This window comes from Chryseobacterium cupriresistens, assembly GCF_046614675.1.
In the GTDB taxonomy this organism is placed as follows: domain Bacteria; phylum Bacteroidota; class Bacteroidia; order Flavobacteriales; family Weeksellaceae; genus Chryseobacterium; species Chryseobacterium cupriresistens.
On sequence record NZ_JBKKJT010000002.1, the window covers coordinates 60,503 to 77,214 of the forward strand.

The following is a 16,712-nucleotide window of genomic DNA, read 5'->3' on the forward strand; positions in this document are numbered from 1 at the left end:
TAATTATGTCTATAGTTCACAAAATCGGAAGAAGAAAAACTTCTGTAGCTAGAGTTTATGTAAAACCAGGTTCTGGTGTTATTACAGTAAACGGTAAAGATGCTAAAGAATATTTCTCTACAGACGTGATGGTTTACAAATTAAACCAACCGTTTATCCTTTCTGAGACTGTTGGTCAGTATGACGTTACCGTAAACGTATTCGGTGGTGGTAATACAGGTCAGGCAGAAGCTATCAGATTAGGTATTTCTAGAGCTTTATGCGAAATCAACGCTGAGTTCAGATTAGCATTGAAGCCAGCTGGTTTACTTACAAGAGACGCAAGAATGGTGGAAAGAAAGAAGCCAGGTCAGAAAAAAGCAAGAAAGAGATTCCAATTCTCAAAACGTTAAGATTTCTCGTTGGCAGATGGCTTATGGCTATTGGCTACAGGAATGTATTAAATTTTTTTTAAACTTAATCTCGGCGAAAAGCCCATTGCCAAAAGCAAAAAGCAGACCGCCAATTGCCCGTTACGTTTAGCATCCAAACGCTTCTCCCATCTAAAGAAGTTGTTGATTGTTTAAAAGACGGAAAGTAAACTAACAAAAACAGAAAACATGGCAAAAGCAAATGTAAAAGACCTTTTAGAGGCTGGCGTACACTTCGGTCACATGACCAGAAAGTGGAATCCAAATATGGCTCCATACATTTTTATGGAGAAAAACGGTATTCACATTGTAGACTTACATAAAACAGCAGTTAAATTGGATGAAGCTTGCAACGCTTTAGAAAAATTAACTTCTGCAGGTAAAAAAGTTCTTTTCGTAGCTACTAAGAAGCAAGCGAAAGAAGTAGTTGCAAAACACGCTTCTGAACTTAATATGCCTTATATTACAGAAAGATGGCCAGGTGGTATGTTAACGAACTTCGTTACTATCAGAAAGGCTGTAAAGAAGATGAATGCTATCGACAAAATGAAAAAAGACGGTACATTCGAAACTTTATCTAAAAAAGAAAGATTACAAGTTGACAGACAAAGAGCTAACCTTGAGAAGAACTTAGGTTCTATCGCTGACATGGTGAGACTTCCATCTGCTGTATTTGTAGTTGATATCTTGAGAGAACACATCGCGGTAACTGAAGCTAAGAAATTAGGTATTCCAGTTTTCGGTATCGTTGATACAAACTCTGACCCTAGAAAAGTTGACTTCGTTATCCCAGGAAACGATGATGCTTCTAAGTCTATTGATATGATCCTTAGCGTAGTTTCTGAATCTATCAAAGAAGGTCAGTCTCAGAGAAAAGCTGATAAAGAAAAATCTAAAGAAGAAGGAGAAAAAGTATCTGCTGATACAGATGCTGATTTCGATGCGGAATAATTGAAGATTTTCTTTAATATAGGAAAAACGCTGGATTTCGATCCAGCGTTTTTTTATTTATATCAGAAATCATTTCTTTGGATTCTTATTTTTGATGTTATGTTTTCTCCGCTTTAAGTGTATTTGTTTCTGCAGGCCTTAATAAAGGGTCAGAATATTCATTAAAATAAAAACCAGCAGAATTCTGCCGGTTATATCTTAATTTGAAAGTTTTATAGAATAAGAAGTTGTGATAAACTTTGTAGACTGGTATACCGAGTTACAAAGAATACCCGATAGTCTGTAATTTTGATTTTTAGGAACCATGGTATATCCAATTTTCCCTGCACCAATGGGGATTTTCTTGAAGAAATTACCCCCGCTTACTGTAAGCACCATATTGCATGGAGACTTGTTTTCTACAGAAATAGAAGTCCTGGGATTCTTCGGATCATCATTATTCAGAAGGTCGTTCAGAACTTCAGCTGTTTCCGGCTTGTAGGTCTTTATAAGTTCATTATATTCTCTTTCTGTATTGGCTCTGTTGCCTGTTGAATTACCGGCAGGATAGGAGGTTCTTCCCGGATAACCGCCGTAATTTACATTACAACCGGCAAAGATTATTGAAACTCCGGCAAAAACTAATAGTTTTTTCATACTATTTTATTTTTTGATTTTTCTTTTGTTTGATGGCTTGTTTTTCTGAACCTCATCCTTTTTGATTGCACTGGCTTGCGTTTCGGACATTTTTGGGCTGCCCACCGTTACAAATATACTTTTTTTAATATCTTTCTGGGAGAAATATTTTATATCACAGATGTTACTACTAAGCGTGTATGAACCTTTATTGATCACAATAAAATTTTCTCCGTGGGCCGGAACAGCGAGGTTATAGAAGTCTTTTCCCTCAACTCTCAATACAATATTACAATCAGAATTATTTTTAAATAAGAGTATAGCCTCCTTGCGTGTAATATCTTCATTGAACATTGCATTCAGAAGCTTCACTGTTTTCTCTTTATGTTCAGCAGAAGTCTCTGCGATAAGTTTTTTAAACTCTTCAGCATCATCTGAATTAGGGTTTCTCATAATGCTTTTAGGGATATCGGAGATAACAGGCCTTGCTTCCATAGGTTTGGCAGTACGGGCTCCCTTTGTCCATTCAGAGTTTTTTAAAGCAATAAGCTTAGGCTTCAGCACAGTTCTTTTGGGATCATCAGGGTGTGCATTCTTTAGGTATTCTTCAATTTCTTTAATATTCGTGCTTTTTAGAATATCTTTACTGCTTTTCTGAGCCTGTGTAAAACCGGGAATAAGAAATGTGAAGAATAAAATCGTTAAAAAATTTTTTTTCATCAGGTTTTTATTTCATCAGCTTATCCGGAATTTGATGTAAGTTATGGTTTTTCCTTTCGCTGAGAATAACTCTTCATAATACGTTTTGATATCTCTCAAATGCTCCGTATTTGGGTCGTATTCCGGGGCGCCATAGATATCATGATGAGCAGAAATGATCTCATAACCTGCTCCCTGTAAATATCCCAGCGTATACCCATGCAGGAATTCTGAATCGGTTTTCAGGTGGATAATACCTCCTGGCTTCAGAAACTTTTTATATCGGTTTAAAAAATCCGGATGTGTTAATCTGTGTTTTGTTCTTTTGTATTTAATCTGTGGATCAGGGAATGTAATCCAGATTTCATCTACTTCATTCTCTGTAAAGAAATAATCTACAAGTTCGATCTGAGTTCTCAGAAAAGCTACATTAGTCATGTTGTTTTCTATAGCTTCTTTAGCGCCAAACCAAAATCTTGCCCCTTTAATATCAACCCCGATAAAGTTTTTTTCAGGAAATGTTTTTGCGAGTCCTACAGAATATTCTCCTTTTCCGCAGCCCAGCTCCAGTACAATAGGATTGTCGTTTTTAAAGAAATTTTCTCTCCATTTTCCTTTAAGTTCGAAACCATTCAAAGCATCTTCTCTTGTTGGTTGAATGACATTCGGTAATATTTTGTTTTCTGCAAATCTTGCTAATTTATTCTTGCCCATTGAGTTATAAAATGAGTGCAAAAATAGTGAAAATTTATGGAGTCTCTATGTCTTTTGGTCGTAAAAGACATAGAGATCATTCGTTCCTGGTTTGTGTTAATGGCCTCCTAAAGCCACCATAATTGGCCTTTCAATTGTTTTTTGCGACGCATATTGGGCCCCGCAAACAAGGCTGGTGAAAAGATATTGCCCTTTATCTATCACAATGGAACCTTCACCCTGAGCAGGAACTGCCAGCCTGTATTTGGTGGTTCCTACACCTTCCATTCTTACAATGATATTACAGTCTGATTTATTTTGAATCAGAACGATGCATTCTTTAGTATTGGGATCATTATCAAATAAGGAATTCAGGATCTTTACAGTTCTGTTTTTATGTTCTACAGGAGACACTGCCATCAGCATGTTGAATTCTTCTGCTTCAGTATTGGGAACGGCAGTATTGGCAGCAGCATTTACAACATATGTATTTTGAGCAGTGCTTGGGGTATACACTGTAGTAGATTGTTTTGCCGCAAGCTCAGCTTTATATTTTGCAATCTGTTTTTGTTTGATGATGGCATTCATTTCATCAAAAGTAATTTTGGTAGAAGGTCTTCTCCGCAGCATAGCAAGCATTTCCTGCATATCTTTTACTTTTTGATCGGCAGGATGTGCATTTTTGATATACTCTTTCATCATTTCCATGACCCTTGGTTTAAGAACGGACCTTCGGGGATCATCAGGATGGGCATCCCGTAAAAAAGCATTGATCTCGTAAATATTCTTACTTTTCAAAATATCACTGTAGTCTTTCCCTTTTTTTTGAGAAGACATAGTAACGAAAAACATACAACAAAGAAGTAAAAGTACTTTTTTCATTAATTCATATTAAGTTAGAAATTTGGTGTTTCTCTTTTAATTTGCTTTCACGGATCGGTTAGTTTTTATTTGGATAACGAAATACCAGTGTTTTTATTTTAAACACTTGTTTGTGAGATAAAATTAAACATATTTTTGAATATTGAAGAATAATATGTTCTAAAAGTTGAATAATCCATAGTGTAGCTGCTCTAGTGAAGCTTCATTGCTGTTTTTCAGCCATTCAATAAAAAATACCCCATGTAACGTACATGAGGTATAAAATATTTCAAATGATTCTTTTATTAATTGCTGCCTACAACTTCCTGAAGATGCGAGCTTCTTAATCTTTTCTGATAAATAGGAAGATATTTTTCAATAGGGACTTTTATTGCTTCAAAGTTACCCGCCAAAACATAAGCCTGAATATTTTCTGAGGAATATACAAACTGAAGAAAGTTATCAATTAAGTTTTCCGGTATTTTAAATTTTGTGAAATAATCTTTACCCAGATAATTTTTAATCTGTGCTATGGAACTGTTCATTCTTTCATAAGCCTGATAACGCTGTTTTTTCTTTCTTTCTCCGGAAAGAATATCATAGATGCTCTCAAGGCTGAAGTTAAGCCCTCCATCCCGGAGTCCGGCAACAGGAAGTTCCGGAGGTGTTCCGTCACCTTTTGGTTCAGGAAGACCAATTACTTTTTTTAGAGCGTATGCTTTGTCTTCTTTTCTTAAAGAGTTTACATCATACCGAAGATTTCCGGTAGGTTTAAACCTGCTGAGAACGATTTCCTGAATTTCGTAATACGCAATTTTGAGCTCAACCAGATTTTTCTGCTCCATAGATTGAGGAGTCAGCTTGATGTCTTTTCTTTCGGTCACAATAGAGGTAAACCGGATCACGTCCCCGATATTGGCAGGAATATTAAAATTACCATTGTAGTCCGTGAGAACGGTTTTTTGTGTATTCAGGTTGGTGACATACACCTGATTGAGATATAAAATAGAGTTGTCTCTCAGAAATACCTCCCCGGAATATATTTGTGCATTAATTTTTGCCAGAAAAACCAATAGCAGTAGAGTAAACAGTTTCTTCATATAATGCACAAAATTACATAGAAATAAAGCAATTTTGTGTAATTAGATAAAGAATAGTGGTTAAAGTTATATTAAACTTTGGGATTTAATTGTTAAGGAGTGTTAGAAACTTGCCATATATTCAAAAATGGGGGATTTCAATAAAAAAAACCGGAAGAAAGAATTAATTAAATTTCTGGTGTCCTTTCTTCCGGCTTTGCGTATTATCTGTGTTTTACCAGCAGCCAGCTTGTATATTTTATCATAAGGTTGGAGCCGTATTCCGTCCAGGTGATAAAGTACCAGTAATTTGCTGTAGGAACATATCTGCCGCCCACTCTTCCGTCCCAGGTGTATCTGTTTTCAGGGGTTCCTCTGAAAACTTCTGCACCATATCGGTCAAAGATCCGGAATACGAGATTATCATTCTTCATTAAAGCAGAATAGTCTATTACTTCATTATAACCATCTCCATTCGGAGTAATGGTATTGATCAGATTAATAATGGCAAATGGCTTTTTAACATCTTCACACATTTTAGAGTCTCTTACAAATACATTGTGTGCTCCTCTTGGTACATTGTAAAAAACATTAGAACTCTGCCATACCACTCCATCTAAAGAATATTCATAAGGAGGTGTACCGCCGCTTGCCCCAACTTTTACAGTTGTTCCATCAATTTCAATAGTGGTTATTATAGGCAGTGGCAGTTCCGTAACATTTACATATTGCTTGTATACACAGCCATTAAAGGTAAGCTCTACCCAATAATTTCCAGGGGCAACATTCGTAATGGAGGGAGTGGTAGCTCCTGTACTCCAGAGGTATTTTTCAAATCCTGGTCCTGCATTAAGTGTGGTAGTGGTTTTCGGGCAAATTGCTTTATCTGTTAAAATATCTGATTTTTTAGGAACTTTAATGTTGATTTTCAGAGTTCCTATTTCAGGACAAACTCCATTTTTTTCAAAACGGATATAATAAGTCTGTGAAGTAGTAATATTCACTGGGGATAAAACCGCATTTACATTATTCTGAGCATCTGCTAAAGTTGCATGAAAAGTGTAAGTTACATTGGGATCCAGGGTAAACTGAGGAATAAACTGTGTTAAATTGACACTTTTAATTCCGTCCAGATCATCATCGCAGGTACTTTCTGTAACGGTTTTTGTAATTAATGGTATTTTAGCTCCGATACTGAATTGCAAAGGTTTGATCACAGAAGCGCACCCGTCAGGAGAATCTACTCTGATGTAAATGGTAGTGGTGGCTGTATAGCTCCAGCTGTTTGGAAGGGTATTGTTGTTTCCTGCATTGGCATCTGCAAGACTGGCATAGTATCTTACATTAGTAAAGTAATTCGGATTGTTAAGTACAATTGGGGTTATATTGGAAAGTGCGACTGTAACTGTTCCATCGAGATTATCATCACAGAAAACACCATTGTAGTTATCCGGTACAATAGCTTTATTAAAAAGGGATAGTGTTATCTGTGCAATATTTTTACAGCCAATATGGTCATTAACAACTGCGTATACGATTGTTCCGTTAGTTGCGGTATAGGCGGTTGTATTAGTGATCAATGTCGCTGCATTTTCATTCTGAGCATCCAGAAGGGTAGGGTAATAAGTAATGGTAACAGGTGAATTGCTGGTCACATTTGCTGTCGTCAGGTTGAATGTTCCCTGCCCATTGATATCACAGGCAAATAATGTTGCATTCATTACTGTTAGAGCCTGAATATTCAGGGTAACAGTGACTGTTTCGCAATCCGGGAAGTCAGGATCATCTCCGCAGAATGTATAAGTGAATGTATCTGTCCCTGATGTACCCAAAGTATTTACCGTATAAGTAATGCTACCGGTAGATGGGTTTACAACAGCTGTGCCTAATGAAGGTGCTGTCGTAACAGCTACAGTGCTTGGGTTAGGAGTCTGTGATGAACTACTGAATCCAGGAGCTATGGTTTTAGCATTACATACATTATAGGATGTATTGGTAAGTTTTGTACAGTTCAGAACTTTAAATTGTTCAGTAACCAAGGGCGCGCAACTTCCCATAGTTACAGAGCATGTGTAATATCCCGGTAAAGTAGGGGTGATGGACGAAGTGGTAGCTCCCGGAACAATAACCCCGTTTCTGTACCATTGGTAGGTATCATAAATTAAAGGATCTACGGTAAGAACCATTCCTGGAATACAGCCGCCTCCAGATTGTAAAATAACTGGCTGCGTAGGAAAGCCTGCAAAAAAACCTCCGTATCCTACGGCATCACTTCCGGCAGTAATTCCAGCCATTATTGCCTTGTCTGATACTACGGTAATAGTACCTGTCACATTGGGAATACCATAGGTAACCCAATTCGTTGTGCCTGTCATATTGTAAGGACCTGTTATTGCAGGAGGATTTGTACCGTTAACTGTAACGTTAGCTCCTCTTTCTGTAATAATATTCAACTTTGTGGTGATATTCAGAATACCTCCGGGGTGGCCGTTGGAATGGACAAAATTTTCATTAATAAGCCCTAGTTCATTAATCTGCTTGGGAAGATAGCAGTTTAACGCGGGAATAAAATTGAATCCCCCGGTAAATACTTCACTTCCTGCATTTGAATCTCCAGCTAAAATCTGATAGACGTAAGCATTTTTAGATGTTTTGAGATATAAATTATAATGACCATTTCCCTGAAGGATGTATTTGGAGTCGGGAATAATGAAATATTTTCCTGCATTGATGTTTGCTACAGGAAGGATTTCATTATTGACAAAGATCTGAGTATTGTCTTCAGTAGCAATTACAATGACCCCTTCTGTACGGGTACCAATCGGTCCGCTTCCTTTTACAATGGCAAATTCATTTCCAAGTCTGTTGACAGGTACTGCCTGATCCATTAAAATATCTGAACTAACTGGATAATTTCCTGCATATTGACCGTTAAAGTTTCCATTGGTTACGTTCACAGGTCTATTCGAAGTAATCTTTGCGCCAATGAAGCCATTAAAGTTGCCTGCTATGTTGCCGATTCCGTCAATAATATAAGACTGCCCTTTATTTAAGGTAAATGTCATCGTCGGGTTGGCGGCTCCTGTCATTCCATTTGAAAATTGTACAGTAGGACTGTAGCCGGAAACAGTAACAATGGTGTTGTCTTCAGTTGCCAGTATGCTGGTCATGAAATTCAGAATGGAGTTGCTCACAGTAATAGGAGCAGCAGCAGCGTAAAACTTTAGTCCTGTGGAAGAAATTCCTTTGGAAGTAATGATTTCTGCATGATTAAATACTGAAAACCTTAAATTGGCATAAAAAGGAAATTCAGCCTTAAGATATAATCCCTTAGTTGTTGGGGTAAATAAATCTCCCTGCAGCTTGGTAATAATATAATCCCTTAATACATCAAACTTCTGGGGATTATTTTTACTGATATTTACTGTCCCGATTAAAATATTATTGTTATAAATATTTACAGGAAAAGGAGTTGTTCTGTTGGTAGATAAATACAGTTTTTGATAAGGATTGGGAGCGCCCGTTCTATCTATCATTGGAGCAAACCAATGCTCCCGGTCCAATTGGGCAAAAGCAGAGATGAATATGCAAAGCATAAACAAAAAAGATAAAATTTTTTTCATTCAGCGGTGGTCTTTGTAGCAAATTTAGTGATAAAAAGTATTAAATTATTGAAAATAGAACAAAAAAATATGATTTTGAAATAGTGATTAAGAAGAGTTTAAGTTTGTATTATTTTTTTTCTGTTTTTAACATAATTATCAGATAAATTTACTGGGAAAGATTAATAAAAATAAGCCGTGATCAGACGATCGCGGCTTATTCAATATAGTTTTAAACTAATTATTACTCTCTGTTTTTAACCAGAATCCAACCTGTATATTTTATTGGAGTCTTTTCTTTGTTGGATTCATTCCAGCTGATATGGTACCAGTATGTTCCTGTTCCCAGCTTTTTATCAAAATGTTTTCCATCCCATCTGTAGTTGTTGAATCGGTTTCCGGTAAACACCATGTTTCCGTATCTGTCATACACTACAAAGCTCAGATTTTCCTTATAAGCCAGTTCGCTGTAATCTATATAATCATTTACATTATCTCCGTTAGGGGTAATTGCATTGAGCAGATTAGGAATTGTGACTTCTACAGCAATAGGCGTACAGTCATAAAAATCTTTTACATAGAATGTGTGCTGACCTCTTGTTAAACCTGTGAAGGTATTTGAATCCTGCCAGTTAGCAGTTCCATCAACCGCATATTTGAAAGGTGCTTTACCACCGCTTACAATGACAGTAGCTGTATTGTTGTTGATTTCAATAGTTTGGATTACCGGATCTTCCACTTTTTTAACTTTTACAGTCTGGGTAAGGAAGCATCCGTTCTTACCAAGGATTACGGTGTATTCCCCAACACCTATATCTCTGATACCTGATGTGGTAGCTCCTGTGCTCCATAGATATGAATCATATCCAGGACCAGCATCCAGGTTAGTTTTAGCATCCATACAGATGTACTGATCTACAAGGACCGGAGACTTTTTAATTGGAAGTACAATTAATTCAATTTTGGCATTTGCCGTACATCCTTCAGCAGTAGTTACTTTCACATATACAAATCCTCCTGTTGAAGGGAAATTTTCTGGTGTTGTGATTGCATTGATACCTGCAGTAAGGTCATTCAGAGTACGATAATATTTTTTTGTAACAGCATTATAATCTGTTACCTTTGCTTTGGTAAGGTCAAAATAAGCATAAGGATCTACATCATACCAGCAAGCCTTAATAGAAGTATCCGTTACAATGAATGGTACTACAGTAAGGTTTAAGGTTACCTGTTCGCAATCTGTAAACTCAACTGAGTTTCCGCAGAATTTATAAACGATTTTGTCTGGTCCCAGATATCCCGGATTAGGGGTATAAGTGATCGTTCCGTTTGGATTAACCACGGCTGTTCCTTTGGTAGGAGGAGTCAAAATTACTACCGTACTTGGAACCACAGTCTGAGTGGAAGAAGTAAATGTCGGGGTAATAATTTTAGTAGAACAAGCATTAAGAGCCTGTGTGGTTTCTTTTAAACAGTTTTGTACTTTATAAATCGGAGTTGTCACAGGAGGACAAGTTCCCATAGTTACTTTTACGGTGTAATTTCCTGATTGTGTAGGTGTGTAGGTATAGCTGGTAGCACCCGGAATGGCAACTCCGTCACGGAACCACTGGTAGGTTTCATATCCATCATCTACTTCAAGAACGATTCCCGGAACACATTCACCTGTTTTTTTTGCAATAACAGGGATTGAAGAGAATCCTGCAAAATAACCACCGTATCCTGCAGAGCTATATCCTCCATTGATACCTGCTGTTACAGCTTTTGTAGACGTAATCTTAATATTTCCGGTTACACTGTTGATGGCATACGTTACCCAGTTGGCATTTCCTGCAAGGGGATAAGGACCTGCTTCAGGGAGAAGAGGCGCGTCATTCAACATTACAGTAGCACCAGCCTCTGTTAGAATGTTTAATTTTACTACCAGATCACTGGGAGTAGAGCTGGCTCCTCCCACTCCAAGTGGCATTTCATTAATCTTCCCGATTTCATCAATTTTTCTTGGAAGGAAACAGTTTAATGGCGGGATATAGTTGAATCCATTGGTAGCATCACTTTGCAAAACTCCGATAAACTGGTATAAATATACATTTTTGGTGGTGGAAATGAACATATTTGAATGTCCTGATGTGCCCTGAGCAACATAGCTGGTTTCGTTAATTCTGTACCATTCTCCGGCAGCAAGTGTTGCAACAGCAGTACCTCCGCCGTTTAAATATACTTCAGTATTATCTTCGGTAGCAACAATAAGACCTCCCTCCATATTTAAGGAAGGTTGAGTAGATCTTGTTTTTACCATGGCAAAAGTATTCCCAAGTCTGTCAACCGGAACAGATTGATCGAGAACCGGATCACTTCCTGTTGTTGAAGCAGAGAAGTTGGCATTACAGCTTCCATTAGTCAACGTTACAGGCTTATCAGAAACAATTTTGGCACCGATAAAGCCTGTTTTATTTCCGGACTGAGAACCGGATCCTGCAAGAATGAAAGATTGTCCTTTTTGTAAAGTGAAAGTCTGAGTATTTCCAGTAGGATTTCCATTAATAAAAACAACTCCGGCAGTAGGATTCCATGATACGGTTACATTGGTATTGTCTTCGGTAGCAAGGACACCTGCCGTAAAATTCTGAATACTGCTGGTATTGGTGTTGGGAGCGGCAGCCACGAAAAATGTTTTTCCAATTCCGGCTTTTCCTTTACTGGTTATTACTTCCCCGTGAACACTCTGAGCCAGTCTTAAGCTGCAGTAAAAAGGCTTGGCTGCTTTTAAATACAATCCCTTATTACCCACAACAAATGCGTCAGTAGTAGTGGTAGCAGAAATAAGACTGTTGGTAACTTTATAAGTTTGCGGGCTACCTTTACTGATTGTAACGGTGGTTACTGGAGCATTATTATTGTAAATGGTTACATCAACGGGAGTTGGAGAGTCTGTGGAAAGATAGAGCATGTTGACATAGCTGTTGCCGCCAACACTGTCGTAATAGGGAGCTATCCAGTGCTCGGTATCCCTTTGTGCAAAGAGTGTATTAATTGTCAAAAAAATTAATACCAAACTGAGTAGAAATCTTTTCATGAGTATGGAATTAGGATTTCTACAAAAATAAAATAAAAAATGAAATACTTTTAATAAAATTTAAATAAATGTTAAATAAAAGTCGTCTATTTTTAATTAAATGCCTTCTTGGGTATGAAACTGGTAATTAGCGGCTGGACTTGATCTTTCTGATGCTTAGTCATTATCTCTTTAATATGTGAATTATTTAGATTTATTAATTTTTTTCAAATGTTTGATCGTATCTATAGATATGAATAGTGTCAATAAAAAATCCCGGTGAAATTCACCGGGATTCTATATTTCTTGAAAAAGTCAGCTTATAGGCTTACTCTTACAAATCCTGTTACTTTTAAGTCTGCGTTTACAGATTTTACATAATCAGCAACTGAGATACTTCCGTCTTTAATAAAATCCTGGTGTACCAAAGTGTTGTCTTTGTAGAATCTCTGCATTTTACCTTTAAGGATGTTGTCGATAATGTTGGCAGGTTTACCTTCTTCAGTAAGTTTGTGTCTTTCGATTTCCAACTCTCTGTCGATAGTTTCCTGAGATACCGCAGTTTCGTCAAGAGCGATTGGGTTCATTGCAGCAACCTGCATAGAAACAGCTTTAGCAGCTTCTTCAGCTCCGTCTACTTTAGCAGATAGGGAAGTGATTGCAGCAATTTTGTTTCCAGCGTGGATGTAAGCTCCTAAGAAAGCTCCCTGGATTCTTTCGAAAGATCCGATCTCAATTTTCTCACCGATAACTCCTGTTTGCTCAACTAATTTCTCAGCAACAGTGATTCCGTGGAAATCTGTAGCTAAAAGCTCTTCTTTAGTAGCAGCAAAGATCGCCATTTCAGCTAGTTCGTAAGCAAGCTCAACGAATGCTTCGTTTTTAGCAACGAAGTCAGTCTCACAATTTAAAGAAATTACAGCACCTAAAGTGTTGTCTTCGTTTACTCTTGCGATTACTGCCCCTTCAGTAGACTCTCTGTCTGCTCTGTTAGCAGCAACTTTTTGTCCTTTTTTTCTAAGGATATCTACCGCTTTTTCGAAGTCTCCTTCAGCTTCAACTAGAGCTTTCTTGCAGTCCATCATACCTGCACCTGTTTGGTTTCTTAATTTAGCTACATCTGCAGCAACTGGTGTATAAGACATAATATCTATTATTTTTTATTTAAGATTAGTATTAATTTTTAGCTTAATTTTAGAGCAGTGCAAAGATAATGATTTTAATGATAAACTAAAAAATGACTTTTCACGTTATTAATATATTTAATACTATTTTAAAGGTTTGATTAATGAAAAAAATCTTCTTCCTTCTATTTATATGCATTTTTGCACTAGGTTTTTCTCAAAAAAAGAAAAAAACAAAATCTAAAGCGGTTGTTGAAAAAGAAACGGTAATCATCTATACCGAACAGGAAGCCGAGATCTCAAAAGAGGCAAGGGTAATTGCCGGCTTTTTGAAGCAGAATCCCGGACATGCTAAAACAGACTATTTTAAGAGAAAACTGATTGATATTATCATGGCAGGGAATTCTCCGGAAGCAAAACCTACCATAAAACCAATCAGCAAAGAAAAAATTGAAAATATCGTTAAAAATAATGAATTGAACAGCGGAAAGACGATGGCCGCAAAAAAAACATATACAGCTAATGGAAAACCTGTCTCTAATAATACAGCAGCTGCTATAGAAGCTTTAAAAGAAGAAAGAAGAACAACTACCTTTGCATCAGTGAGTTCTGCAAAAAATGCCGGTAATTCTAAAGCAGGACCCAGTGAAGAAAATAAAAGAACAGCAGCAATGCTTACACACCTTTTTAATAATGATATTAATAAAAACGAAGCCTATATCAATATTAAAAACAGATCCACCTGCAATCTTATTGTAAAGATAAGTGGTAAAAAATATTATAATCTCAGTGTACCTGCCAAAGGAGAAAATTTTATTCTGGTAGATAAAGGAGAGTACGTGCTGACCACAATGGTTTGTGATGCCAAATATTCTTCCTTAAAGAAAATCAGCCAGGATATTGAAATTGCACTGAATGTTGCAGAATAGAAACAGAAGAAAACTAAAGAAAAAAGGTTAAGAAAAAATTCTTAACCTTTTTTTATTTTTTATCCTTTGAACTGGCCCATTGCAATGAATTTGTCCTGTCTCTGGGTTTCAAGCTCCTGTCCTGTAAATTTGGAAAAAGCTTTGATATTTTGTAAAATTGAATTTTTCAGGTTCAGATAGGTTGTTTCCTGATCATAATGAGCTCCTCCAAGCGGTTCCTCAATGATACCGTCAATGAACTTTTCTCTTAAGGCATCTGCCGGAGTAAGATTCAATGCATTGGCTGCATCTTCTTTGTGATCCCAGTTTCTCCATAAGATAGAAGAGCAGCTTTCTGGTGCAATTACTGTATACCATGTGTTCTCCAACATATATACCTTATTTCCTACACCTATTCCCAATGCTCCGCCACTGGCACCTTCTCCGATGATGTAAGTGAAGATTGGAGTTTTCAGCTGCACCATTTCAAAAATATTTCTTGCAATAGCTTCACCTTGTCCTCTTTCTTCAGCTTCCAGCCCCGGATAAGCTCCCGGTGTATCTACTAAAGTTACCACAGGGATATTGAATTTTTCAGCAAGCTTCATTAATCGTAAAGCTTTTCTGTATCCTTCCGGATTTGGCATCCCAAATCTTCTGTGCTGTCTTTCTTTGGTCGTTCTTCCTTTTTGAGTCCCTATGATCATTACTTTCTGACCATCAAGGGTAATCAATCCTCCAATCATTGCCGGATCATCAGCGAAATTTCTGTCTCCATGAAGTTCTAAGAAACTGCCTTTGTCTGCCATTCCGTTAATATAATCCAATGTATAAGGACGATCCGGATGACGGGACAGTTGTACTCTTTGCCAAGGTGTAAGATTTCCATAGATTTCTTTTTTCTTTTCTAAAATCTTATCCTCAATCTGGCTGCATGCTAATTTTACATCAACACCACTTTCTTCTCCTACTAAAGAACACGTCTGGTATTGATCCATCAATTCTTTGATAGGAAGTTCGAAACTTAAATATTCCATTTCTTGAAGTAAATTAAATCTTTCAAATGTATGAAAAATTATGGTTATTCTATTTAAAATTATTTACAGCATTGTTTATTCTGGCGATACTTTCCTCTTTACCAAGGATTTCCAGAATATCCGGAACGTCCGGTCCTTTCAATTCTCCTACTAAAGATAATCGTAACGGCATCATTACTTTACCCATTCCTAATCCTTTGTTTTCCGCGAAATCATGCATGGTTTGCTTTAATGTCTCAGCCACAAAGTCTGTTGTTTCAAAAGCAGTCGCCAATTCACCTAAAATTGCCGATGTTTCTTCATTCCATGCTTTTTTTGATGCTTTTTCATCATACGAAACTGGAGCTTCAAAGAAGAATTTACCGTTTTCATAGATATCTTTCGGGAAAGTAGCCCTTTCTTTCATCAGATGAATTACTTTCAACAGCTTTTCATCCGATACACCGGAAAGGTCAAGGTCGGTATTTTTAAGGATCTGAAGAAGTTCCTCATCAGACTTCAGCTGAATATACTGATGGTTGAACCACTCAGATTTTTCTTTACTGAATCTTGCGCCCGCTTTATGTACTTTATGAAGATCAAATTCCCTGATCATTTCATCCAGAGGAAGTATTTCTTTATCATCTGCAGGAGACCATCCTAATAATGCAACCATATTAATGAAAGCATCAGGAAGATATCCGTTTTCTCTGTATCCCTTAGAAATCACACCGGTAGCAGGATCTTCGAAATCAAGCGGGAACACCGGGAATCCGAATTTATCTCCGTCTCTTTTGCTTAATTTCCCTTTTCCTTCAGGTTTTAAGATTAAAGAAAGGTGGGCAAACTGTGGTGCTTCCCACTGCATTGCTTCGTATAATAAAGTGTGAAGTCCTAAAGATGGAAGCCATTCTTCTCCACGGATTACGTGGGAGATTTCCATTTCATGGTCATCAATAATGTTGGCAAAATGATACGTTGGCATTCCGTCATTCTTTACCAGAACTTTATCATCTAAAGTATTGGTATTGACTGAAAATTTTCCACGAATAATATCTTCAAGATTTAATACTCTGTCTACAGGCATTTTAAACCGTACTACATAAGGCGTCTTTTCGTCTAATAACCTTTGAACCTCTTCTTCAGAAAGGGCAAGGCTGTTTCTTAAACGGTTTCTTGTTTTATTATCATAAGAGAAAACATCACCTTTCGCTTCATATTCGGCACGCATTGCATCCAGTTCTTCAGCCGTATCAAAGGCAATGTAAGCATAATCTGTTTTCAGGATCTGCTCGGTATATCTGTCATAGATGTCTCTTCTTTCAGACTGTCTGTAAGGAGCGAATTTTCCTCCTTTTTTAGGACTCTCATCAGGAATGATTCCGCACCATTCTAAAGCTTCTTCAATATATTCTTCGGCTCCTTCTACATATCTGGCCGTATCCGTATCTTCAATTCTCAATACAAATTCTCCCCCTTGATTTTTAGCAAAAAGATAATCATATAATGCGGTTCTTACGCCTCCCAAATGTAATGGTCCTGTAGGACTTGGAGCAAAACGTACTCTTACTTTCTCCATTTCAATTTTAATTTTTGCAAATTTACTTAAAATTATACGTTTACGGGATGATTTATATCCGTTGATTTTTTTTCTCCTTGCTTTTTTATTTCTTTCTTTTTTATTTCTTTCTTCATATGT

13 protein-coding genes are annotated in these 16,712 nt (G+C 37.1%); 3 read left to right on the forward strand and 10 right to left on the reverse strand.

The genetic code is table 11. The features are described 5' to 3' along the window. The first annotated feature begins 5 nt into the window (after positions 1-5). The gene (rpsI, locus tag ACLI50_RS05515; protein ID WP_002976218.1) at positions 6-392 is read left to right on the forward strand and encodes a 30S ribosomal protein S9; all 387 of its coding nucleotides are present in this window, start codon (positions 6-8) and stop codon (positions 390-392) included. A gap of 207 nt (positions 393-599) precedes the next feature. Then, positions 600-1,361: a 30S ribosomal protein S2 gene (gene rpsB, locus ACLI50_RS05520; RefSeq protein WP_002976219.1), complete on the forward strand. Its 762-nt coding sequence runs from the start codon at positions 600-602 to the stop codon at positions 1,359-1,361. Positions 1,362-1,559: 198 nt separating this feature from the next. Here rpsB and ACLI50_RS05525 read toward each other — a convergent pair whose 3' ends face one another. The 8 genes from ACLI50_RS05525 to tsf form a co-directional block, all read right to left on the reverse strand. Beyond that, positions 1,560-1,997 (reverse strand): DUF6759 domain-containing protein, encoded by a 438-nt coding sequence (locus tag ACLI50_RS05525; protein ID WP_202841588.1) that lies wholly within the window; start codon positions 1,995-1,997, stop codon positions 1,560-1,562. A gap of 6 nt (positions 1,998-2,003) precedes the next feature. Next, positions 2,004-2,696 carry a DUF6759 domain-containing protein gene (locus ACLI50_RS05530; RefSeq protein WP_411413343.1) on the reverse strand — a complete coding sequence of 231 codons (693 nt, stop codon included), beginning with the start codon at positions 2,694-2,696 and terminating at the stop codon, positions 2,004-2,006. A gap of 15 nt (positions 2,697-2,711) precedes the next feature. Next, the gene (gene trmB / locus ACLI50_RS05535; protein WP_411413344.1) at positions 2,712-3,389 is read right to left on the reverse strand and encodes a tRNA (guanosine(46)-N7)-methyltransferase TrmB; all 678 of its coding nucleotides are present in this window, start codon (positions 3,387-3,389) and stop codon (positions 2,712-2,714) included. Positions 3,390-3,485: 96 nt separating this feature from the next. Then, the gene (locus ACLI50_RS05540; protein WP_227943326.1) at positions 3,486-4,250 is read right to left on the reverse strand and encodes a DUF6759 domain-containing protein; all 765 of its coding nucleotides are present in this window, start codon (positions 4,248-4,250) and stop codon (positions 3,486-3,488) included. Positions 4,251-4,534: 284 nt separating this feature from the next. Then, positions 4,535-5,329 (reverse strand): hypothetical protein, encoded by a 795-nt coding sequence (locus tag ACLI50_RS05545; protein WP_411413345.1) that lies wholly within the window; start codon positions 5,327-5,329, stop codon positions 4,535-4,537. Positions 5,330-5,532: 203 nt separating this feature from the next. After that, complete coding sequence (locus ACLI50_RS05550) at positions 5,533-8,931, reverse strand: T9SS type B sorting domain-containing protein (protein WP_411413346.1); 3,399 nt, start codon at positions 8,929-8,931, stop codon at positions 5,533-5,535. Between the two features lie 223 nt (positions 8,932-9,154). After that, entirely contained in the window at positions 9,155-11,986 is a 2,832-nt protein-coding gene (locus tag ACLI50_RS05555; RefSeq protein ID WP_411413347.1) for a T9SS type B sorting domain-containing protein, read from the reverse strand. Positions 11,987-12,285: 299 nt separating this feature from the next. Then, entirely contained in the window at positions 12,286-13,110 is an 825-nt protein-coding gene (gene tsf / locus ACLI50_RS05560) for a translation elongation factor Ts (protein ID WP_110011476.1), read from the reverse strand. Positions 13,111-13,253: 143 nt separating this feature from the next. Between tsf and ACLI50_RS05565 the strand changes: the two genes are divergently transcribed. After that, positions 13,254-14,018, forward strand: a complete 765-nt coding sequence (locus ACLI50_RS05565) for a DUF6759 domain-containing protein (RefSeq protein WP_411413348.1) — start codon at positions 13,254-13,256, stop codon at positions 14,016-14,018. 59 nt (positions 14,019-14,077) lie between these two features. On the opposite strand, the gene ACLI50_RS05570 is transcribed toward ACLI50_RS05565, so the two are convergent. Together ACLI50_RS05570 and gltX are read right to left on the reverse strand one after the other, a co-directional pair. Then, complete coding sequence (locus tag ACLI50_RS05570) at positions 14,078-15,034, reverse strand: acetyl-CoA carboxylase carboxyltransferase subunit alpha (RefSeq protein ID WP_062675714.1); 957 nt, start codon at positions 15,032-15,034, stop codon at positions 14,078-14,080. Positions 15,035-15,083: 49 nt separating this feature from the next. Then, positions 15,084-16,592: a glutamate--tRNA ligase gene (gene gltX / locus ACLI50_RS05575; protein ID WP_411413349.1), complete on the reverse strand. Its 1,509-nt coding sequence runs from the start codon at positions 16,590-16,592 to the stop codon at positions 15,084-15,086. Between the last annotated feature and the right edge of the window lie 120 nt (positions 16,593-16,712).